The sequence below is a fragment of the Mucilaginibacter mallensis genome, assembly GCF_900105165.1.
In the GTDB taxonomy this organism is placed as follows: Bacteria; Bacteroidota; Bacteroidia; order Sphingobacteriales; family Sphingobacteriaceae; genus Mucilaginibacter; species Mucilaginibacter mallensis.
In genome coordinates, this window is sequence record NZ_LT629740.1 from 5,274,197 (window position 1) to 5,294,270 (window position 20,074).

General features: G+C 42.7%; 14 protein-coding genes and 1 tRNA gene. 6 read left to right on the top strand and 9 right to left on the bottom strand.

The genetic code is table 11. The features are described from left to right. Positions 1 to 49: 49 nt before the first annotated feature. The 3 genes from BLU33_RS21610 to BLU33_RS21620 form a co-directional block, all read right to left on the bottom strand. Positions 50 to 247 carry a hypothetical protein gene (locus BLU33_RS21610; protein WP_091378180.1) on the bottom strand — a complete coding sequence of 66 codons (198 nt, stop codon included), beginning with the start codon at positions 245 to 247 and terminating at the stop codon, positions 50 to 52. A gap of 120 nt (positions 248 to 367) precedes the next feature. Continuing rightward, entirely contained in the window at positions 368 to 592 is a 225-nt protein-coding gene (locus BLU33_RS21615) for a hypothetical protein (protein WP_091378183.1), read from the bottom strand. Positions 593 to 655: 63 nt separating this feature from the next. Further along, positions 656 to 729 (bottom strand) — tRNA-Met (locus tag BLU33_RS21620). A 156-nt stretch (positions 730 to 885) separates the two neighbouring features. On the opposite strand from BLU33_RS21620, the gene BLU33_RS21625 reads away from it, so the two are divergent. From BLU33_RS21625 to BLU33_RS21635, 3 genes are all read left to right on the top strand, one after another. Further along, the gene (locus BLU33_RS21625) at positions 886 to 1,266 is read left to right on the top strand and encodes an START-like domain-containing protein (protein ID WP_091378185.1); all 381 of its coding nucleotides are present in this window, start codon (positions 886 to 888) and stop codon (positions 1,264 to 1,266) included. A 102-nt stretch (positions 1,267 to 1,368) separates the two neighbouring features. Beyond that, positions 1,369 to 2,799, top strand: a complete 1,431-nt coding sequence (locus BLU33_RS21630; protein WP_091378188.1) for an LptF/LptG family permease — start codon at positions 1,369 to 1,371, stop codon at positions 2,797 to 2,799. Positions 2,800 to 2,953: 154 nt separating this feature from the next. Further along, positions 2,954 to 4,156: a bifunctional 3,4-dihydroxy-2-butanone-4-phosphate synthase/GTP cyclohydrolase II gene (locus tag BLU33_RS21635; protein ID WP_091378191.1), complete on the top strand. Its 1,203-nt coding sequence runs from the start codon at positions 2,954 to 2,956 to the stop codon at positions 4,154 to 4,156. Here the strand turns inward: BLU33_RS21635 and BLU33_RS21640 are convergent. Beyond that, positions 4,150 to 8,607 (bottom strand): translocation/assembly module TamB domain-containing protein, encoded by a 4,458-nt coding sequence (locus tag BLU33_RS21640; protein WP_157682311.1) that lies wholly within the window; start codon positions 8,605 to 8,607, stop codon positions 4,150 to 4,152. The genes BLU33_RS21635 and BLU33_RS21640 overlap by 7 nt on opposite strands. A 155-nt stretch (positions 8,608 to 8,762) precedes the next feature. On the opposite strand from BLU33_RS21640, the gene tsaD reads away from it, so the two are divergent. Together tsaD and BLU33_RS21650 are read left to right on the top strand one after the other, a co-directional pair. Beyond that, positions 8,763 to 9,764: a tRNA (adenosine(37)-N6)-threonylcarbamoyltransferase complex transferase subunit TsaD gene (gene tsaD / locus BLU33_RS21645; RefSeq protein ID WP_091380890.1), complete on the top strand. Its 1,002-nt coding sequence runs from the start codon at positions 8,763 to 8,765 to the stop codon at positions 9,762 to 9,764. A 157-nt stretch (positions 9,765 to 9,921) separates the two neighbouring features. After that, entirely contained in the window at positions 9,922 to 10,080 is a 159-nt protein-coding gene (locus BLU33_RS21650; protein WP_157682312.1) for a hypothetical protein, read from the top strand. A gap of 180 nt (positions 10,081 to 10,260) precedes the next feature. Here BLU33_RS21650 and recA read toward each other — a convergent pair whose 3' ends face one another. Beyond that, on the bottom strand, positions 10,261 to 11,274 hold the full coding sequence (gene recA / locus BLU33_RS21655; RefSeq protein ID WP_091378201.1) for a recombinase RecA: 1,014 nt from the start codon (positions 11,272 to 11,274) through the stop codon (positions 10,261 to 10,263). Between the two features lie 246 nt (positions 11,275 to 11,520). Next, on the bottom strand, positions 11,521 to 14,103 hold the full coding sequence (locus BLU33_RS21660; protein WP_172829281.1) for a ligase-associated DNA damage response DEXH box helicase: 2,583 nt from the start codon (positions 14,101 to 14,103) through the stop codon (positions 11,521 to 11,523). Positions 14,104 to 14,211: 108 nt separating this feature from the next. Here BLU33_RS21660 and BLU33_RS21665 point away from each other — a divergent pair, with 108 nt between their 5' ends. After that, complete coding sequence (locus BLU33_RS21665; RefSeq protein ID WP_091378206.1) at positions 14,212 to 14,799, top strand: hypothetical protein; 588 nt, start codon at positions 14,212 to 14,214, stop codon at positions 14,797 to 14,799. Between the two features lie 215 nt (positions 14,800 to 15,014). Here the strand turns inward: BLU33_RS21665 and BLU33_RS21670 are convergent, their stop codons facing one another. The 3 genes from BLU33_RS21670 to BLU33_RS21680 all read right to left on the bottom strand — a co-directional run bounded on the left by BLU33_RS21670 (position 15,015) and on the right by BLU33_RS21680 (position 19,974). Further along, on the bottom strand, positions 15,015 to 15,704 hold the full coding sequence (locus BLU33_RS21670; RefSeq protein WP_091378209.1) for a flavin reductase family protein: 690 nt from the start codon (positions 15,702 to 15,704) through the stop codon (positions 15,015 to 15,017). Positions 15,705 to 15,841: 137 nt separating this feature from the next. Next, positions 15,842 to 18,709, bottom strand: coding sequence for a M16 family metallopeptidase (locus BLU33_RS21675; RefSeq protein ID WP_091378212.1), 2,868 nt, complete (start codon positions 18,707 to 18,709; stop codon positions 15,842 to 15,844). 104 nt (positions 18,710 to 18,813) lie between these two features. Beyond that, the gene (locus BLU33_RS21680; protein WP_091378216.1) at positions 18,814 to 19,974 is read right to left on the bottom strand and encodes an acyltransferase family protein; all 1,161 of its coding nucleotides are present in this window, start codon (positions 19,972 to 19,974) and stop codon (positions 18,814 to 18,816) included. Positions 19,975 to 20,074: the final 100 nt, after the last annotated feature.

Genomic DNA, 20,074 nt, shown 5'->3' on the forward strand with positions numbered 1-20,074 from the left:
GCCTCAGGGTGACCCCATGCTCAATATTTGTAAGAAAACATATCCCGTATTATTTCGAGTTTGCTTTAAGCATTACCCGTCCTTTTTTAGTCAATACACACTCCGGCGACCTATCATTTTCCTGGCCTTTTGTAATTTCTATCAGGTTGTATGCTTTCAGGCCCTGCAAATCATCCTTACTTATATTTATTGCCTTGCCTTTATCTGCAATTGTTTTCAGGGCCGCAACTACATCGTCGTGTTTCATGGGTATTGTTTTAATTTGTACGTTGAAAACTGTAATAATTTTCAAACAAGAACTATCCCAAAAGGAGCTTTCTTTCAGTAGCCCCAGTGGGCAATTCTTAAAAATATTTTATGGAAAATTTTATTCTTCTAAGTGATTTTTAGCCGCCTGCTGCTTCTTTTCCTGAATTATAAAGTAAATCATAAATGCCTGGGTCACAAAAAAGGCAACAATAAGAAAATACTTATAAGAGCTAAGTATCGGGGCAATACTTGAGATATTTTTGCCCAATATTGCCGAAGCAAAAATAACATAAGATATAATCTGAGTTATCAATATTTTTCTATTATCGCTAAACACTTTCATTAATTAAATATAGGATATAATCTTTATAAAAAAAGCCACTCTACTTTCGTAAAGCGGCTTAAGTAGCGGGGAGCAGGATCGAACTGCCGACCTTAGGGTTATGAATCCTACGCTCTAACCATCTGAGCTACCCCGCCTTATTGTTTATTACCAGGTATGCGATAATAAGCCTCCGGATTGTGGTAATGTTAGTAACCCATCCTAAAAAGGTTTGCAAATATAGCAGAAATTCGTTTTCTTTAGAAAAAATGTTAACATTTACATCTTCTGTTGCTTTCTATTGATAAACCTGTATGCCCGAAAAGAAAAAATTTACCATTGAATATGAGATAAAATCCTCACCCCGGATATTGTATGGCTTCCTGAACGAAGCTAATGGCCTTACCCAGTGGTTTGCTGATAATGTGACTGTTAGAGACCAGGTGTACACTTTTACCTGGGACGATGAGCAGCAAAAAGCAAAATTGTTAATGTTAAAAGAAAATAAACTGGTGCGGTTTAAGTGGGTTGATGATGAGCCGCAATGTTATTTTGAAATGGAAATTTTACAGGACGAATTAACCAACGATGTTGCCCTGAGCATAACAGATTTTGCCACAGAAGATACCATTTCGGAGCGCAAACTGATATGGAACAACCAAATCGATTACCTCATAAGCGTATTAGGGGCCTAAGCTTATACAATTTTTCTTAATTTTACGTTTTTGAATCTGCACGGTAATTTCATCAAAAATTACCGCTCAGGTTTTATTGCGCTAATACAGGTCAGCAGCTGAATGAAAAAGATCCATCTCCTAATACTTAAATCATTTATAAGGCCTTTTGTGGTCACCTTTTTTATAGTGATGTTTGTATTGTTGATGCTATTTTTATTTAAATACATTGACGATCTGATAGGCAAAGGCTTTGCCTGGTATATTATACTTGAGCTCATGGTGTACGCCTCGGCTACCAATGTGGCTATGGCGCTTCCCCTGTCCATACTGCTCTCCACCATCATGACCTACGGCAGCCTTGGCGAAAATTATGAACTTGTAGCCATAAAATCAGCCGGGATCTCATTGGTGAGGGCCATGTACCCCATGATCATTATTGTATCGATATTAAGCGTCTCCGCATTTATTTTTTCGGATTACATGCTGCCGGTAGCTAATCTTAAATATTTCTCGTTACTGTACGATGTACGCCAGCAGCGGTCGGCAAATTTGCTGCCTGAGGGGGTATTCAGCCCGAGTTTCCCGGGCTATAACATCCGTGTAGAAAAAAAGGGAGCCGACGGACAGCTATTATACGGCATTATTATTTACCAAAAAGATGAGATCCATAATAACAATATTGTATTGCATGCCAAAGAAGGCCGCATGTACCGCACCGCCCGCGATCAGTACCTGGTTTTAAAACTTAAGGATGGTGTACGTTATGAAGAATCGGGCGATGCAAACGGCTTTAATCCCCGGCAGCGGTTAATGCGTTTCCGCTTTAAGGATATGGAGCAAAAGCTCGACCTATCGGGCTTTGTGTTAAAGCGTACCGACCAGGATGCATTTAAATCTGCTTTCCAAATGATGAACCTGAAGCAGTTAAGGGATTATAAAAAAGACACCCAGCACCATATTGATAGTACCAATACAGCGCAGCTTAGGTCCATAATGCCTATTATGCGCTATTTTGTTATAGCCCACAACGTAAAATCTAACGAAAAATACCTGCCGGGCAAGAGCAATGTGCTAAAAGACTTAAAATTAAATGAGCAGCTGTCGGCCTTGTCAAATGCGGCAAGTGAGGCGCGTGCCATCTCAACCATGGTAAAAAACAATTCACAGGTAACCGCTGATGAAGCGCATGATATACGGCGCTCAACTGTTGAGTATCAGAAAAAATATACCTTATCGGCGGTTTGTTTAGTACTGTTTTTAATTGGCGCGCCACTTGGCGCCATTATACGCAAGGGCGGCCTGGGTTTACCTGTTGTTGTTTCGGTAGCTTTCTTTCTTATCTATTATATCATATCAACCATAGGCGAAAAATCGGTGAAAGATGGCGGCATGTCCCCTATTTTGGGTATGTGGATCTCCATATTCATACTAACGCCCATAGGCTTCTTCCTGTCATACAAAGCAGCTACAGATTCGGCATTGTTTGATATGGACCTGTATAAACGCTACTTTAACAAAATATTTAAGCGCAAAGAGGTGCCAAGCAACTAAAGCCGGTTTTATTCCGTAATCCCTGAAACATCCTGCATTTATTGATTTTACAAAGCGAAGACCCGTTTAATTATATTATAAGCTAAATTTGTGTAAATTAAACAGGAGGGCACATAAAACCCTTACAACCTGTTTACAATCCATATAGAACAACATGTTAAATACAATACAAGAGGCGATAGAAGCTATACAAGCCGGTAAAACTATTATAGTGGTTGATGATGAAGACAGGGAGAATGAGGGTGATTTTTTAACTGCAGCACGTAACGCTACGCCTGAAACTATAAACTTTATGGTACGCTATGGCCGCGGGCTGGTTTGCGCGCCAATTACTAAAAACCGCGCACGTGAGCTTGACCTGGAGCCGATGGTGAGCCATAACACCACATCGCACGAAACAAATTTTACTGTTTCTGTTGATCTGCTTAAAGATTGCACCACAGGTATCTCTGCTTCCGATCGTTCAAAAACAGTACTGGCACTTATCGACCCGGCAATTAAGCCTGAAGATTTGGGCAGGCCCGGCCATATATTCCCTTTAATAGCTAAGGATGGTGGTGTATTGCGCCGTACCGGGCATACCGAAGCTGCTATTGACCTGGCTGTTTTAGCCGGATTTGAGCCTGCAGGTGTAATATGCGAAATAATGAAGGAAGATGGCGAAATGGCCCGCTTACCTGAGTTATTGGTTATAGCAAAAGAATTCGACCTTAAAATTGTATCGATAAAAGACCTGATCGCTTACCGCCTGGATACCGAGAGCATGATAACCCGCGAGGTTGCCGTTAAAATGCCGACTGAATTTGGTGATTTTGACATGATCGCCTTCACACAAAAAAACACAGGCGAAAACCACCTTGCACTTGTAAAAGGCACATGGAAGCCCGATGAGCCCATTATGGTTCGTGTACATAGTTCATGCGTAACCGGCGATATATTTGGCTCATGTCGCTGCGATTGCGGCCCACAGCTGCATAAAGCAATGGAGATGATAAACAAGGAAGGCAAAGGCGTAATTGTTTACATGAACCAGGAGGGCCGGGGCATTGGCCTCATCAATAAACTAAAGGCCTACCATTTACAGGAAAACGGTTTCGACACCGTTGATGCCAACCTGCAGCTAGGCTTTAAAATGGATGAACGCGATTACGGCGTAGGCGCGCAAATATTACGCAGCCTGGGTGTATCAAAAATGCGTTTAATGACCAATAACCCTAAAAAACGTGCAGGCTTAATTGGCTACGGACTTGAAGTGGTTGAAAATATCCCTATCGAGATCGCATCCAATCCGCATAACGAGGCTTATTTAAGGACAAAAAGAGACAGGATGGATCATGCTATTTTGCGTGATCACTGATCATCATCGCCGCCATCTGGTTTATCAGGAGTAGTAGTATTTTCAGGCTTGGTAGTTACCGCCGGCGTATCTGTTGTTGTAGCAGGTTTTACGGGTGCCGGTGTTTTACGTTTATTGCCGCCGAAAAAGTTTTTGAAGAACTCGCCGAATGTATCAAAATCTCTTTGGTAAACCAAACCTACGGCATTTACATATTGAACGCTCAGCTGGTCAATGGTATTTAAAGTGGTACTGTTTAACACCCGGTAGGCATAACGTGCCTTTAGGTTACCATCTTTCCTAATCGAGTATTCGGCCTCAAAATCTTTGGTAAGGTTATTATAGCTAGAGTTTATCAGGTTTCCTGAGTTATTAAATATATCGTTACCACCTGTATTGCTAAACAAACTTCCGTTAAGTACAAGGCGATTATCTAATAACCTGAATGTAGCGCTGGCATCATTAAATGAGCGAAGGCTAAGGTCAAAGTTTTTAATGTTCGATTGGGAAATAAATGTATTCAGCTTATTAAACGCAAATTCGCTCACTGCGTCGCCTGCTGTTCCCAACACCTGGTTGGTTAAGTTGCTGGCGTTACCCGATGCAAAACTCCGGCGCACTATAATACTTAATGCCTGCTGGCTGCGGTTGTTGTAATCGGTAAGATAAGTACCCAGGTCATCCTTAATTGAAGGATCGGTAGGGAAGTTAAAGTCGAAATCGATATTTGGCTGTAAGAGTGATTTGGTAATGATCAGCTCAGCCTGTACCAGTACTTGCTCACTTCCTTTTGGGGATGCCAAACCCGCAGCAGAATAAAGATTGGCTATATCAGTACGAACTTCATAAATAGCATTCAGGTTTATTTCGGCATTGGAGGGGTTACCCGTCCAGCGGATGGTACCACCCTGGTTTACCACAAAGTTTTTGCTGATAAAGTTTTTAGCCGTAAACTCAAACTTACCCGATGATATCAGAAAGTCGCCAAACATTTCAAAGTCACCCAAACTGGTTATGTTCAGCAATAAATTAGTGGCCTGTCCGCTCCCTTCGAGCACGCCATAATCTGTAGATATTTTAACTACCGTTTTTTCATCAACGGTAAGATCAAGATTCAAGGTTACCCCATCAAAGGCTTTTGGCCCGGTAACGGCTTTGGTGGTATCCTTATGGCTCACAAATTTTATAAAATCATACTCCCCGGCTGTCGACGAAGTATTTAATGGGATATTAAACACAGTTCCGGCCATGGTTTTTGCCTTGATATTAATTTTCATGGAATTAACAGGCCCGTTAAATGCAAATGTACCTGTACCAAAAGCAGTTCCATAGTAAATATGGTTATCCTTAAAGGTAGTATTCAGCGCCATCAGATTTTTGGCATCAACGGTTGCCTCAATATCCGGGTTGTCCAGGTTGTTCAAATCAACTTTACCGTTTATAGTTCCCTGGCCGCCATGCGTATCTTTAAGTATTAAATTATTAATGTTGATCACGCTGTTAGCCACACTTACCTTATCATTTAAAACATAAGCAGTTTTAAGATAATTTACCGTAAAGCCCGTGTTGACAAAAGTGATATCGCCATTCAACTGGGGTTTATCCACCGGCCCGCTCAGTTTCAGATCGCTGGATATTGTTCCCTGCGGAGAGGATACCAGGTCTTTTATAAATGGTTCAAATATGATAGTTTCAGCATGATCCATCTTTACATTGAAGTTAAGGGCATTATCGCCTGCATCCTTTGCAAGTGAATATATACCGTCAATGTTCATCGTTTCCATACCGCGGTTATTGATGCTTACTTTTACACCTGCTTGCTGGCGGTCATTATCCAGGGCCGATTCAATTTTCACATTACCCACCAGCGTTTTATTCATGGTAAGCGAGTCGATACCCAAATGGGCATCCATTCCCGGCGATTTTGTGATCCCGGAAAGCACCACATCGCCATTAAGTGCACCTTTCAGCGTTATACCCGAAAGGCGGGTAAGTTGATCAAAGGTGCTCATGCTGAATTTTTCAAACAGCACCTTTAGTTTATCTTCCGGCTTATCGGATATAAAACCATCAATTTTCACCTTTTGCGGCCCGTTTGAGAGCTGAAAACCCTGTACCTGCGTTTTACCATCCAAAAACCTTATCTGCGCTTGGTCTTGCAATTTCCAGTCCTTGTGCTCAAGTATAACATCCGATGGCAGTAATGTTACTTTTGCCAGGGTATCATGCCCAAACCTTACCAGGCCGTAAAGATCCAGCTGGTTAACCGCATTTTTGTCCGCCAGTTTAACGTTGAAATTTAGGCTATCTTTCCTGATGTTGTTTGATATATCGATATTCTTGATAAACAAACTATCTGTAAGATCTATCCGGCTTAGTGACAAGTTGATACCCAGCTGCCCGTTACTTGTACTTTCATCAATAATAAGATCATGAAATACCGTTTTGCCATATTGTATAGTTTTAACATAACCGTTAAGCGTAGCTGTTTCATTGGTTGAGTTAAACTGACCTGCAAATGTACCCTGATCGGGAACTTTAAGATCGGGTATAAAAATGGATGTTAGCGGATCTAAATTTTTAAGACTGAGCGTAAATGCAAAGTTTTGTGGCTTTGTGATTACAGGCTCCCGTTGCAACGATGGAATATACCTTTTAACAAGGGCTTGAAAATAAGCAGGCAATGTAGCCAGGTCATAACTACCCGTAATGCTGCCATCTGCAAAATCTGATTTTAGGGAAATTACCCTGCCCTCGCCTAATCCGGTTGCTGCTAAGTATACCGAATCAACCAAATAATTATGCCTTGGATCAATTACCCTTAATGGCGAAAGATCAACACTGCCTTCGATATTTTGCAGGCTGTTCCCATCAAAGTGAGTCTTCAAATTTGTGCTGAGGATGATGGTATCCTGTAATAATTTAAGCGTATGCAAATGAGCTTCCTGTATATCAGCTGCAAAATCATATACAGGCAAAGCGGGAGCCAGATTAATACTGCCATTTAAGTTTAGCTTAATGTTTTTATCATTTATGCTGATTTTAGCGCTGGCCAGTTTTTTAGCAAATGTGCCGTTTAAAGTAAGGTTATTATACTTGTAGCCTTTAAAATCCAGATAAGTGATCCTGGCATTAACGGCCTCATTTAAATTTTTTAAAGCATCGCCGCTTCCTTTTACATCGGCGCTTAGTGTAGTGCGCCCAATATCGCTTATATCAAGCAAGTCGCCGAGCGCAAAATCACTGGTACTTAGCTTGCCGCTGTATGCCGGTGTACCTGCTTTATTTATTTTAAGGTTGATATCAGAATCAAACCGGCCCATTTTGGTTTTAAAAATACCGAAAGCCACAAAGTCGTTTTGCAAGCCGGTGAACCTGCCGGTAAAGTTTATATTGCCGAATTTGGCGATGATATCCGGAACCTTAGCGTTACGGTCGCCGCTGAAATTGCTGTACAAATAATCCAGATCTTTTTTATTAGTAGCAATTTGCTGAAAGTTGAGTTCCAGGAAAGTATTGTCCCAGTTGGGCAATCCTCTCAGCCTGAAATCGCCCCGAACGTATGTTGCCTGCCCGCCGGTAACCAGCAGATTTTTGGCGCTCAGGTTTTTCACAAAGCCTTTTATGCGACCATCAAGCCCTAAATCAAACTTAACTTTTTCCAATCCGCTTGTAAAAAAGGCAATATCTGATGAGGAGATCCGCGACGAATGGAAATCGCCGTCCATATATACCTTATCCTCAATATCATCAAAATCATTAAATGATTTAAATTTCATTCTGAAGTAGTTTCTCAGGCTTGATCTCTCTGTGAGCAGGAAAAGGTTTTGTGCCAGTATCTGGTCGGTATCAACCGTAGCATTGGTAGTCAGATTTTTTACATAGAACCCACTCTTTTCATGAAAAGTAAGATTATGTACATTGCCCTTAAACAAATGGTTAGTGATATCCATATTGTTTACCACCGTGGTGAAGTGTGTAAGGTCAATATCGTCAAAATTCACACCGTTTATTACCGTATCAACCAGTTGATTTTTATAGCGAAAATGCAGATTGTTGATAGCCACCTTTTCAAATATAACCTGCCAGGGTTTGCCAGGGGTCTTACTCGTATCGGGCGAGCTGAAATATTTGAGTATGAATGATAGGTTTGTACTGCTGTCCTTCAATCTTTTCAGATAAACGGAGCTGTTATCCAGTTTTACCAAACTGAGGTCGAGGGTACGCTTACTAATGCTACTAAGAAGTGAAAAGCCGTTGATATCAACGGTAAGTTTTGGGGTATTGAGCAGGGTATCTTTAGTTTTATCGAGCACATAAAAATCCTCCAATACAATAGAAGTAAAAGGCTGAAGGTACAGGCTTTTTATGCTCACCGTAGTATGCAACTGCTCTGATAAATAGGCAGTAGCTTTTTTGGCAGCCCATGTTTGCACCGGCTTGTACTGAAACACAAGTAATAGTATGCTCAATATCATAAAAATGAGCAACACCAAACCGAGGACTATTTTGAGTACTTTTTTAATAACTTTGTATTTAATTCAAAAGTAAAAATTCAAAAACAGGTAACTTGTTTTATCGAATCACAACTTTTGACTTTTAACTTTTGACTTTTAACTTTCAAAAATTGCCTGTAATATTAGCAATCGAATCTTCATGTGATGAAACCTCTGCGTCGGTTTGCGCGGATGGTGTGATATTGAGCAATGTTATTGCCAATCAAACCATACACGAAGCTTACGGAGGCGTGGTTCCTGAACTTGCCTCAAGGGTTCATCAGCAAAATATCGTTCCTGCAGTTCAACAAGCACTATTGAACGCAAAAGTAAACAAAAATGATATCAATGCGGTGGCATTTACACGCGGGCCCGGACTTTTAGGCTCACTATTAGTAGGGGTATCATTTGCCAAAGCTTTCGCGCTGGCCAAAAACCTGCCGCTTATTGAAATTAATCATATGCAGGCGCATGTATTGGCACATTTTATCGGCGATCGTAAACCATCATTCCCATTTTTATGCCTGACGGTATCGGGCGGGCATACACAAATAGTTTTGGTAAAAGATTACTTTGACATGGAGGTTATCGGCCAAACCACCGATGATGCTGCGGGCGAAGCCATGGATAAAACCAGCAAAATACTGGGCTTGCCCTATCCTGGCGGCCCTTTAATTGATAAACATGCCCGCCAGGGAAACCCTGATGCCTACAAGTTCCCCGAGCCGCAAATACCTGGCTTCGACTTCAGCTTTAGCGGTTTAAAGACTGCTATTTTATACTTCATCCAGAATAACATAAAGGCTAATCCCAATTTTATACAGGAGAACCTTAATGATATCTGCGCGTCGGTTGAGAAGCGTATAGCCACCATCTTACTGAACAAGTTAAAGAAGGCTGCCGACGAATATGGCATTAAGGATATTGCCTTAGCAGGCGGTGTATCGGCCAATACAGGTTTACGCGAAGGTCTGCTTGAAATGGGCGCAAAAAATGGCTGGAACTGCTTTATACCGAAACTGGAATATTGTACCGATAATGCCGCTATGATAGCCATTGCCGGTTATCACAAATACCTGAAAGGCGATTTTGTAGGGCAGGAGATTGCACCGCTGGCGAGGATGCCTTTATAAGCCCCCTAGCCCCCTAAAGGGGGAACTTTTAAAGAAATTATATTTAACTTTGTACTTCTCAACTCCCCTTTAGGGGTTGGGGGCTAATATGAACGGTGCGTCGGTAATTTTTTATGCGGTATTTGTATTGCCGCTTATAGCATTTTTAATTTGGATAATGCGCCAGGATAAGCGCAAAGGCAAAATAGGGCTGATTGTTTTATTGATCACCGTTATTGGTGTTATTGCCTATATGTATGTAAAAAAGATGTTTGCACTTGATGGGCCTGTGTATAATGCGCCTGCTATGCTCACCGGCTTATTGTATATACGGTAATGAATTAATTTGATTAACACGGTCTCTCTGCACAGTCAGGGATTGCTTCGTTCCTCGCAATGACGCGCGGAGAGAGTTAGCATCATAAAATCAAACTAATAGAGCCTTTCCGTTAAACAGAAAGGCTCTTATTCTTGTATTATCAGTGTAATCCTTTAAATCAGTAAAATCCTGGTTCACTTACGCTTCAGCTAAATGTTCGCCGGTTACAACTTCTTTTATTTTAATTTCCAGCTCTTCCATTAATTCGGGGTTATCCATAATTAATTGCTTAACTGCATCGCGGCCCTGGCCCAGGCGGGTTTCGCCATAGCTGAACCATGAACCTGCCTTTTTAATGATGTTGTGTTCAACACCCAGGTCAATGATCTCACCTGCTTTTGAGATACCCTCACCAAACATAATGTCAAACTCAGCTATACGGAACGGCGGAGCCACTTTATTCTTAACGATCTTAACTTTTACACGGTTACCTGATACTTCGTCGGTATCCTTGATCTGTGATATACGGCGTACATCCAAACGTACTGAAGCATAAAATTTCAATGCGTTACCACCGGTAGTAGTTTCCGGGTTACCGAACATAACACCGATCTTTTCGCGCAACTGGTTAATGAATATACAGCAGCATCCTGTTTTGCTGATGGTACCGGTTAGCTTACGTAACGCCTGCGACATTAAACGTGCCTGCAGGCCCATTTTAGAGTCACCCATTTCACCTTCAATTTCACTTTTAGGTACAAGGGCAGCAACAGAGTCAATAACTAATATATCAATAGCGCCCGAGCGGATCAGGTTATCGGCAATTTCCAAAGCTTGCTCGCCATTATCCGGTTGTGATATCAAAAGGTTCTCTACATCTACACCCAGTTTTTTGGCGTAAAAACGATCAAACGCGTGCTCTGCATCAATAAAAGCAGCAATGCCGCCCTTCTTTTGTGATTCAGCAATAGCATGTATAGCCAGGGTCGTTTTACCTGATGATTCAGGCCCGTATATTTCAACAACCCTTCCCTTTGGCAAACCACCCACACCTAAGGCAATATCAAGCCCTAATGAGCCGGTTGATATTACTTCAATGGGTTCGATAGCGGTATCGCCCAATTTCATGATCGTTCCTTTTCCGTATGATTTCTCCAGCTTATCCAGTGTAAGCTGCAGTGCCTTCATTTTTTCTGCGTTCGCGTTGCTCATTGTTTTATTATTCTCTAGCAAATATATAATTAATTATTTACAAATACTAATATTTTTAGTAAAATATTGGTATTTTTTGTCATTCTGAGCGAGAGCGAAGAACCTATCCGCTTGTTGCTAAGCGCTTGTTGACCATTCGCTTGAATAATAGATTCTTCGCTCTCGCTCAGAATGACAAAAAAAGGGATTTGATTCGTTATGTAAATATAACCCCATTATAAAAAATGTTATTAACAATCCTTGATATCATAAACCTTTTTTCCTAACAATTCCGGGCTTACGGGAGCGCTTGTTTTCGGCATCCTTAACGCCTTCGGCACCGTAGCGGCGGGCCATTTTGGCTATGCGTTCTTCCATGGTTTCGGTGGTTAATTTTTCACGACCAAGGCTATCCACCATTATAGGAAAGGCGAATGGCGTAGGGCGCTCAATTGTTTTAAGGACGATGCTTTGCTTGCTGATGCGTTGTAAGGCCATGCGCAAACGGAACTCTTCCAACTGGAAAGCTAATGCCTCATTATAAGCCTGTCGCACCAATAGATTATCCGGCTCATACTCACTAAAAACCTCGAAAAGCAATGAGGTTGATGCCTGCAAATGCTTATTCTTCACCTGCTGACCGGGATAGCCCGTGAACACCAAGCCTCCGATATGTGCAATATCCCTGAAACGACGGCGGGCCATTTCATTAGCGTTAAGGCTATGCTGGATATCGTCCAACAAATTATCGATAGAAAAGAAATCCGTATTTTCCAGCACTTCTTCTATCGGCACATCATCGTCTGTTAACAGTTCAAAACCATAATCATTCATGGCTATAGAGAAAGTAGCGCTTTTTATTTTGCTGATGCGATAGGCCAGCAACGATGCCATGCCCTCATGCACCAAACGGCCCTCGAAAGGATAGAACAGCAAATGATGCCCTTCGGTGGATTTGAATGACTCGATCAAAAACTCATGGCTTTGCGGCAGGTGTGATAATTTTTCCTGTAACTGAAAAAGCGGTTTTAGGGCGATAACTTCCTCATCCTGTTCAATACCATGGGCTACTTCATCCAGCTTATCACGAAATACGGCTGCCAGTTGTGATGATAGCGGCATCCTGCCACCGTTCCAGCTGGGAATGATCCCTTTTGTTGCGTTTGATTTTTTTACGTAGGCAGTCATCTCCTTCACCCTGATAAATTCAAGGCTGCGCCCCGCGAACCAGAACACATTGCCCGGTCTTAACTTGGCTATGAAATTTTCTTCGATAGTCCCTAAGCTACCACCGCTTAGCCATTTTACGCGTATACTCAACTCACTGGTTATGGTGCCTATGCTGAGGCGGTGGCGCATGGCTACCCGCCGGTTATTTACTTTATACAGGCCGTTCTCTACCTCAACCTTTAAAAACTCATCATATTGCGCCAGGGTTTTGCCGCCGTTGGTTATAAAATCCAACAACTGGTTAAACTCCTTGCGGGTAAGATCAGCAAAGGCAAAGGTTGTTTTCACCTCGCTAAACAATTCATCGGCTCGAAAACCATCCGATACCGCCAACGTAACCATGTATTGGATCAGTACATCCATGGTAAGCAGCATGGGGTCTCTGCTTTCAAAAATTCCTTTTTTTATGCCTTCCTTCAGTGCTGCCCCCTCTAATAGTTCCAGTGAATGGGTAGGCACGAAATACGCTTTTGATACTGCCCCGGGATGGTGACCACTCCTGCCTGCCCGCTGCATAAAACGGGCAACACCTTTGGGGCTGCCTACTTGTACCACGGTATCCACCGGGCGAAAATCAACACCCAGATCCAAACTCGATGTACATACTACCACCTTTAAAGCTTCGGCATGCAGGGCCGCCTCCACCCAGTTGCGCAGCTCGTTATCCAGCGAGCCGTGGTGCATAGCCATAATACCGGCATACTCCGGATAATTATCTAAGATAGCATGGTACCAGATCTCGGATTGCGACCGTGTATTGGTAAATATGAGCGTGGTTTTGCTCTTTTCCACAACCTCCATCACCTGCGGCAGCAGCTTTATACCGATGTGACCTGCCCATGAGTAATTCTCAATGTTTTCAGGGATTATGGATTTGATCAGCAGTTTCTTTTCCAGATTAGCCCGTACCATTATGATCTTTTCATCAGGAAAATCGTTACCAAGCAATACTTCCGCGGCTTGTTCAAGGTTACCTATGGTTGCGGAGATGCCCCAGATTTTTAGTCGATAGTCCATGGTCGATAGTCCATGGTTATTTTCCTGTTGATTGTTGACTAAAGACTGCCGACTCAAGACTTTCAACCTGGATAACCCCAATTCCACCTGTACCCCTCTTTTAGTACCTAACAGCTCATGCCATTCGTCAATTACTACTACCTGCAAACCGGCGAATATCTTGGGGTACTCCTTTTGAGCGAGCATGAGGTGCAGGCTTTCGGGGGTGGTGAGCAATACTTCGGGCAGTTTCTTTTTAAGGGCCTGCTTTTCGGCAGCGGGAGTATCACCGGTACGGGTAGCTATTTGCCAGGGGATACCGATCTCATCGCATACCTCTTGCATGGCTTTTTTAATATCATTGGTAAGCGCCCGCAATGGGGTGATCCATAACATGAGCAGACCATTATTTTTGCGGGTGGTATAGGTATCGGGATGTTTGTTAATATAATCAGCCAGAAAAGGCAGGAACAGGGCAAATGTTTTACCACTGCCGGTAGGGGCGTTCAGCAAGCCGGAAAAGCCATTTAAATAGGCTGCCTCCATTTCGCTTTGAAAGGCGAATTGCTCCCAGTTTTTTTGTTTATACCATTGCTGTATTACCTGCTGGCCCCGTGTTATCATTATAGCGCTAACAAATTAATAGTATTTTAGTTATACCTTGTATTACAAAATAAAGATATGCTTAAACATTGTTTACTGGCAGTAATAGCGATTTTATTATGCGGGTGTATGCAAAATCGGCCTAACTCAAAAGCCACAGATACCGCCGCGACTGAAGTAAATATAACAGATACTACCGGTGAAAAACCTGTGCCTGTGGAGCAGCTGATACTACCTGGGCAAAGCATCGGTACCATAGATATTAATGAAAATTCCGATAGTGTATTCCGCAAATTAGGAAAACCCGATGCGGGCGATACTGCGATGGGTAAATCACTATCAACATGGTATACCAAACATGATATATCGGGCTATAAAACCCAGATATTCTTTTCAAAACAGATGGGTGCAGCCGATGAAGTGAGCCAGGTTAAACAGATCAGGATCACATCGCCATGGTTTAAGACTATGGATTATATGAGCGCGGGCATGCACCTGCAAACTATTGAATCGAAGAAAGAATTCAATCTAAAAAAGAGTGCTCAATATACAGATGGTGGCAAGCTCTATTTTATTTATGACGATGCCGACGCAGGGATAGCTTTTGAGATTGATGACAAGAATGTTTGTGCTGGGATAATTATACATGAGCCACGTAAGGATGCGACTGCTTCATACATTGCATTTCATCCGAATACGCAAATCATCTCAAAATAAAAAAAGTGTGTCTGTGCTCTTTCAATGCCCCGGCGATACAATCGCTAGCCCATTTTAAGCACTCGTCACAGACGAGCGCAATTATCACCTATTATGGATAGGGTCATGCTGAGCGATAGTCGAAGCATGAGGGTAAAGGCCTCTACTCCATACAGCCGTTAATACATAGTTCGATATCCAACGCACATGCTTCGACTATCGCTCAGCATGACACCCTACATTATATTAATGGAAAGGTTTTCCGTATTAAGCGCTTTCTCCCAATCGGGCGTATTGTACATGCGCTCTGGGATCTCCGCCAGTGTTGATTGGTGAACCTTATCGCCTAAAGTATAGAACTGTTGAAAACTCATAATAAGTGGTTTCCATTTGTCGGGATCAACCTGGTTGTTGTTGCCCTCCATCAGGATTGACCGCTCGAGGTAAACCTTTTTTATGAGCAGTTCAAATGTTACTATGCGCCCGCGCTGGTCTGCATCATTTTCGGCCAAACCGTGTGCGGCTTCAACTACTGCTTCCATTTGCACAGGGCATTCCTGTACCCGTGGCGGCTTAACGGTATGTGATTGTTGTTTAGTTAAGCCGGCTATGGTGAATTTATCAGCCACATGGCGATAGCCCTTCAATATTTTGGCTGGCGGCACCGGGTTTGAGCCGGTAGTTTTAGCCAGCAGATTGACAGCTGCCACCTGGTTAACCGATGGCAGATTCAGTACACATTGTTTACTGCGTATCAGGTTTTGTGTGGTTTTTGAACTTGCCGCCAACCCTATCATACATCGCCAGCCCAGCCAAAATATGGACGACATAGGTGCGAGATTATCTGTATCATTTTCGTTTTTGGTGCTGATGAGCACTACCGGCGTGCCGAAATATAAAATGGATGGATTACTTTGAATATGCATGATACTTTTATTTGTTATGAATGATATCAACAAAAGTATGGCACCCGTATAGCCTTTAAAACCCGGTTCTTGCTAAATAAAAAGCGCCATTACCTGGTAAGGCAATGGCGCTATAATAGTTCTATTCTTTTAATATTTTACTTTTTCTCAGGCATCAGTATCAACTTGATAAGGTTGGTGCCGCTCATGTATTTATTGGCAGCATCCCTAGTACTTTGCACGGTTACCGAGTTAAGATCTTTCAGGTGGTTCAATATCCTGTGCGGGTTTTCCTGGTTTTGGTTGCCACCAGCCAGGTATCCTGCCCAGAAAAAGTTCTGCCTTAGTTGTACCTGTGTTGAGCGGATATCCTCGGCAACAAACTTTTGAATATCTGTCGCGCTGGCACCATTCTGTTTTATCTTATTTACCTCGTCAAGTGCATCTGCAGTCAGCTTATCAACATTAGCAGGGGCACATCCAAAGTATATGCTAATGGTATACCTGCCGTTTGGCAATTTCACATAATCGGCACGTATGCCCGGTGAATAAACGCCGCTTTCCTGCTCGCGCAGGCGCTCGGTAAGCTTAATTTGCAATATCGATTCCAGCGCATCTACCTGTATATTATTAGCCTCATTGTAATCATAGTCGCCACTGAAAACCAGCTGAACGGTACTTTTATCGCCAATACCTTTATAAACAGTTCTGGTGACCTGCCCTGCAGGCGGATGTATATTTAAGTTTTTGTAAGTTTCAGCATGTCCGTTTGCTGGCAGGCCACCCAAATACGTTTGCAATAATGGCATTATATCATCAATGCTAAAACTACCAACCAGTGTAAAGGTAAAACCGCTGGCATCGGCAAAACGTGCTTTATAAAAGTCGTATGCCTTATCCAAACTTGCAGCATCAAGCTGGGCGTTTGTTGTTACCAGGTTGCGGAAGTTATAGTTGTTCAGCACTGCTGCCACGGTATCCTTATAAACGTTTGTAGGGTCGAGGTTGCGATTAGCTAAAAATGCTTTTGCCTGGGTGATGTTTGACTGCCAGATATCCGGATCCTTGCGCGGCTGGGCAAAATAAAGGTACAGTAATTGCAGGGCTGTTTCCAGGTCCTGCGGGGTTGAACTGCCTGATATACCCTGGGTAGTTTCGCTAATGTAAGGCGACATGGTAATGTTTTTACCGCTCAGCAGTTTATCCAGCTTTATCTGGTTAATATTACCCACGCCACTACTGCCAATTATACCAGCTGCAAAATTTGCCGAAGGGAAATCGGCATCGCTTGCCAATGATGTACCACCAAAACTATAGCCGCTGATCAGTATCTGGTCGTTTTTAAAATCAGTTGGTTTAAGTATGATCTTTACGCCGTTCGACAGCGTAAACGTTGCCACCTGCAGCGAATCATCTTTTTTAACGTTAACAATTGTACTGCCGCGCGGTATATCATTCCGGGCCAGTAATGGTTCGGTACTTACATTATCAACATACGGGGTTACACCATTGCCCGCTGTGCTTATCCAGCTTAATAAAGTTTTATCATCGGGCAGTTTCGCTTTCTCTTTATCCGGAGCCTGTACAACAACCACACGATTTTGATCGCTGATGAATTTACCGGCAAGGGCATTCATTTCGGCCAGAGTAATTTTGCCTATGTTGCTTACATAAAAGTTGTATTCAAAATCAATACCCGGTATAGCCTGGTTATTTAAGAAGTGCTCAACATACTCATTTACAAAGCTGGATGATGTTGTTTTATCCCTTTCCTTGTAAGCGTTTTGAAGCTGGGTTAAGGCATTTTGTTTGGCGCGTTCCAGTTCGGTTGCTGTAAAGCCAAACTTGCGTGCACGCTCGGTTTCGGCCACTACCGCTTTTATAGCACCTTGCAGGTCATCAGCTGTTTTTGCTACCGCGATAGATGTAAAAGCATCCTGTTTACCCAAAAAGCTGCCATATGATGCCTGTCCGAAAAGGAATGGCGGATTAGGTTTTTGTGTTAATTCACCCAAACGCGCGTTAAGCATTTGGTTAAACAAACCTATTCTTACGCTTTGCAGGTAATCGGTAGTGGTTCTTATTTTAGTTTCAGGGTGTTTTACTACAATTTCGGCTAAAGTATAAGGAAACTCCGCATCCGTTGCAATAACTACCGAAGTACCCACACCTTGCGGGTCGGAATATTGGGTACGTGGTTTCTCAGGTGTTGGGTTTGTTAATGCCGAGAAATTGCTTTTTATTAATGCCAGCACACGCTGTGGATCAAAATCACCAACGGCTATAACCGCCTGCAGATCGGGGCGGTACCAGTCATGATAAAATTCTTTTATGGTGGCAACGCTTGCGTTTTTAATAATATCTTCTTTACCAATAGGTATACGCTCAGCATACCTGGAGTTATTCAGCAATACCGGGAAAACCTGTTTCTGCAAGCGCTCCTGTGCATTTTTACCACGCAGGCGGGCTTCTTCCAATACTATGCCACGCTCTTTGTCCATTTCGGCAGGATCAAACGTTACATAACCGGCCCAGTTGGCCAGTATAGTAAAGCCTTTTTCAAATACACTTGCAGTATCAGTAGGTATTGGCAGTTGGTAAACGGTTTCATCAAAACTGGTTGAGGCGTTCAGATCAGCGCCAAATTTCACGCCTGATTTCTGTAAATAATCCACCAGTTGATTTTTAGGAAAATCGCGTGTGCCGTCAAAAGCCATATGCTCGGTAAAGTGGGCAAGGCCCTGTTGCGCGTCGGTTTCCAGAACCGATCCGGCTTTGCTTACCAAATACAACACAGCACGGTTTTTAGGCTCGGTATTTTTACGGATATAATAGGTTAAACCATTAGGCAATTTACCTATGAGAACATTGGCATCAACCGGTAACAGCTCGCTTTTTGATTGAGAAGCTGCTGCCGATGGCGTGGTGCTATGCGTAACAGGCTTTTTCTTAACCTGGGCAAAAGCGCCACCCGATGCAAGTAACAAGGCTAAAGCCGCTACAGATATATTTTTGTTGAAATTCATTTTTTAGATTAAGTAGGGTAATATGTTGCTAAGATGCAAAACGTATTTCTTAGTTACAAAGTATTGCGACTAATAATAGCCATCTGCAGACAAAAGCTCCGCTATTATACTTTTATAATAATATTACGCTTGTAAAGCGGGTACAAAATAAGCCAGATAACAAATACCAGTGCAATGGCAGCCGCAACCGACGCGTTTACCGGTGTGAAGAATGGCACAAACAGGGTTTGGTAAAGATACCCATACAGGTTTGTTAGCTTACCATTATAATGCGCGGGTATGGCATCCAATACGCCCGGAACAATATCAGCCAGTATGTATGCTGTTATAGAGTTCATACCGAAGGTTACAAAAAACGGTGTGGCACGTTTGTAATTGTTCATATCAATAAGCCAGTATAGCAATGCCAGGGCAACGGTTGCCAAACCACCGGTGTATAGCACAAACGAGCTTGTCCACAGTTTTTTGTTAATAGGGAAGAAGAAATCCACTAACAGCGCTAATACAACAGCCAGCACACCATATACAAACATCCAGTTTACTTTTTTGCTGTCCTCCATATTTTTATCCTTAAGCCAGGTTCCTACTCTTATACCAAATAAGCCGGTTGCTATGGCGGGGATGGTGCCTAATATCCCTTCCGGGTCCCAAACATGCGATTCGCGCCACAGGTGGTTAGTGCCGAAAACCAAACGATCCAACCATGCACCCAAATTGGTTTCGGGATTAAGGTTAGCGTAGCCAACGCCCGGTACAGGTATACAGGTCATGATAAGGAAGTAACCTATAAGCGCGCTTATAAACAGCCACACCCGTGTTTTAGGTGTTGTTTTTAGGTAGATGACGGTACATATAAAATACACCACGGCAATACGGGGCAAAACGCCCGGGATACGCAGGTTGCGTAAAATATTCAGTATATTAAAATCGCCACTGATGAACGAGAAAAAGAAATGGATGCCGTAGTTGATCAGCAGCAGGGTCACCATGCGTTTAAAAGCATGCCATATCAGCTTGCCGTGATCCTCTGTTTGGGTCAGGCGTTTTTCCATAGCAAACACGATAGAAACTCCTACCATGAACAGGAAGAATGGGAATATCAGATCTGTTGGGGTACAGCCATTCCACTCAGCATGGTCGAGCGGCGGGTAAACATGAGCCCAGTCGCCGGGGTTATTTACCAGTATCATTGCGGCCATAGTTCCGCCACGCAGCACATCGAGCGAGAGCAGCCGGGGCTGTTTAACTTTAAGATCAGCAGTCATGGATTATTCAGTTTAATATATTAAGAGTCACTAAATTTATAATTATTAATTTGTTCTTCAAATATTATGGCTTCGGAATAAGCCAATGAGTGGAAATGTA

Bases quoted from the DNA above. Each gene is read 5' to 3' on its own strand.
- BLU33_RS21610 (WP_091378180.1), bottom strand. From the start codon at position 247: ATGAAACACGACGATGTAGTTGCGGCCCTGAAAACAATTGCAGATAAA.
- BLU33_RS21615 (WP_091378183.1), bottom strand. From the start codon at position 592: ATGAAAGTGTTTAGCGATAATAGAAAAATATTGATAACTCAGATTATA.
- BLU33_RS21625 (WP_091378185.1), top strand. From the start codon at position 886: ATGCCCGAAAAGAAAAAATTTACCATTGAATATGAGATAAAATCCTCA.
- BLU33_RS21630 (WP_091378188.1), top strand. From the start codon at position 1,369: ATGAAAAAGATCCATCTCCTAATACTTAAATCATTTATAAGGCCTTTT.
- BLU33_RS21635 (WP_091378191.1), top strand. From the start codon at position 2,954: ATGTTAAATACAATACAAGAGGCGATAGAAGCTATACAAGCCGGTAAA.
- BLU33_RS21650 (WP_157682312.1), top strand. From the start codon at position 9,922: ATGCGCCAGGATAAGCGCAAAGGCAAAATAGGGCTGATTGTTTTATTG.
- recA (WP_091378201.1), bottom strand. From the start codon at position 11,274: ATGAGCAACGCGAACGCAGAAAAAATGAAGGCACTGCAGCTTACACTG.
- BLU33_RS21660 (WP_172829281.1), bottom strand. From the start codon at position 14,103: ATGATAACACGGGGCCAGCAGGTAATACAGCAATGGTATAAACAAAAA.
- BLU33_RS21665 (WP_091378206.1), top strand. From the start codon at position 14,212: ATGCAAAATCGGCCTAACTCAAAAGCCACAGATACCGCCGCGACTGAA.
- BLU33_RS21670 (WP_091378209.1), bottom strand. From the start codon at position 15,704: ATGCATATTCAAAGTAATCCATCCATTTTATATTTCGGCACGCCGGTA.
- BLU33_RS21675 (WP_091378212.1), bottom strand. From the start codon at position 18,709: ATGAATTTCAACAAAAATATATCTGTAGCGGCTTTAGCCTTGTTACTT.
- BLU33_RS21680 (WP_091378216.1), bottom strand. From the start codon at position 19,974: ATGACTGCTGATCTTAAAGTTAAACAGCCCCGGCTGCTCTCGCTCGAT.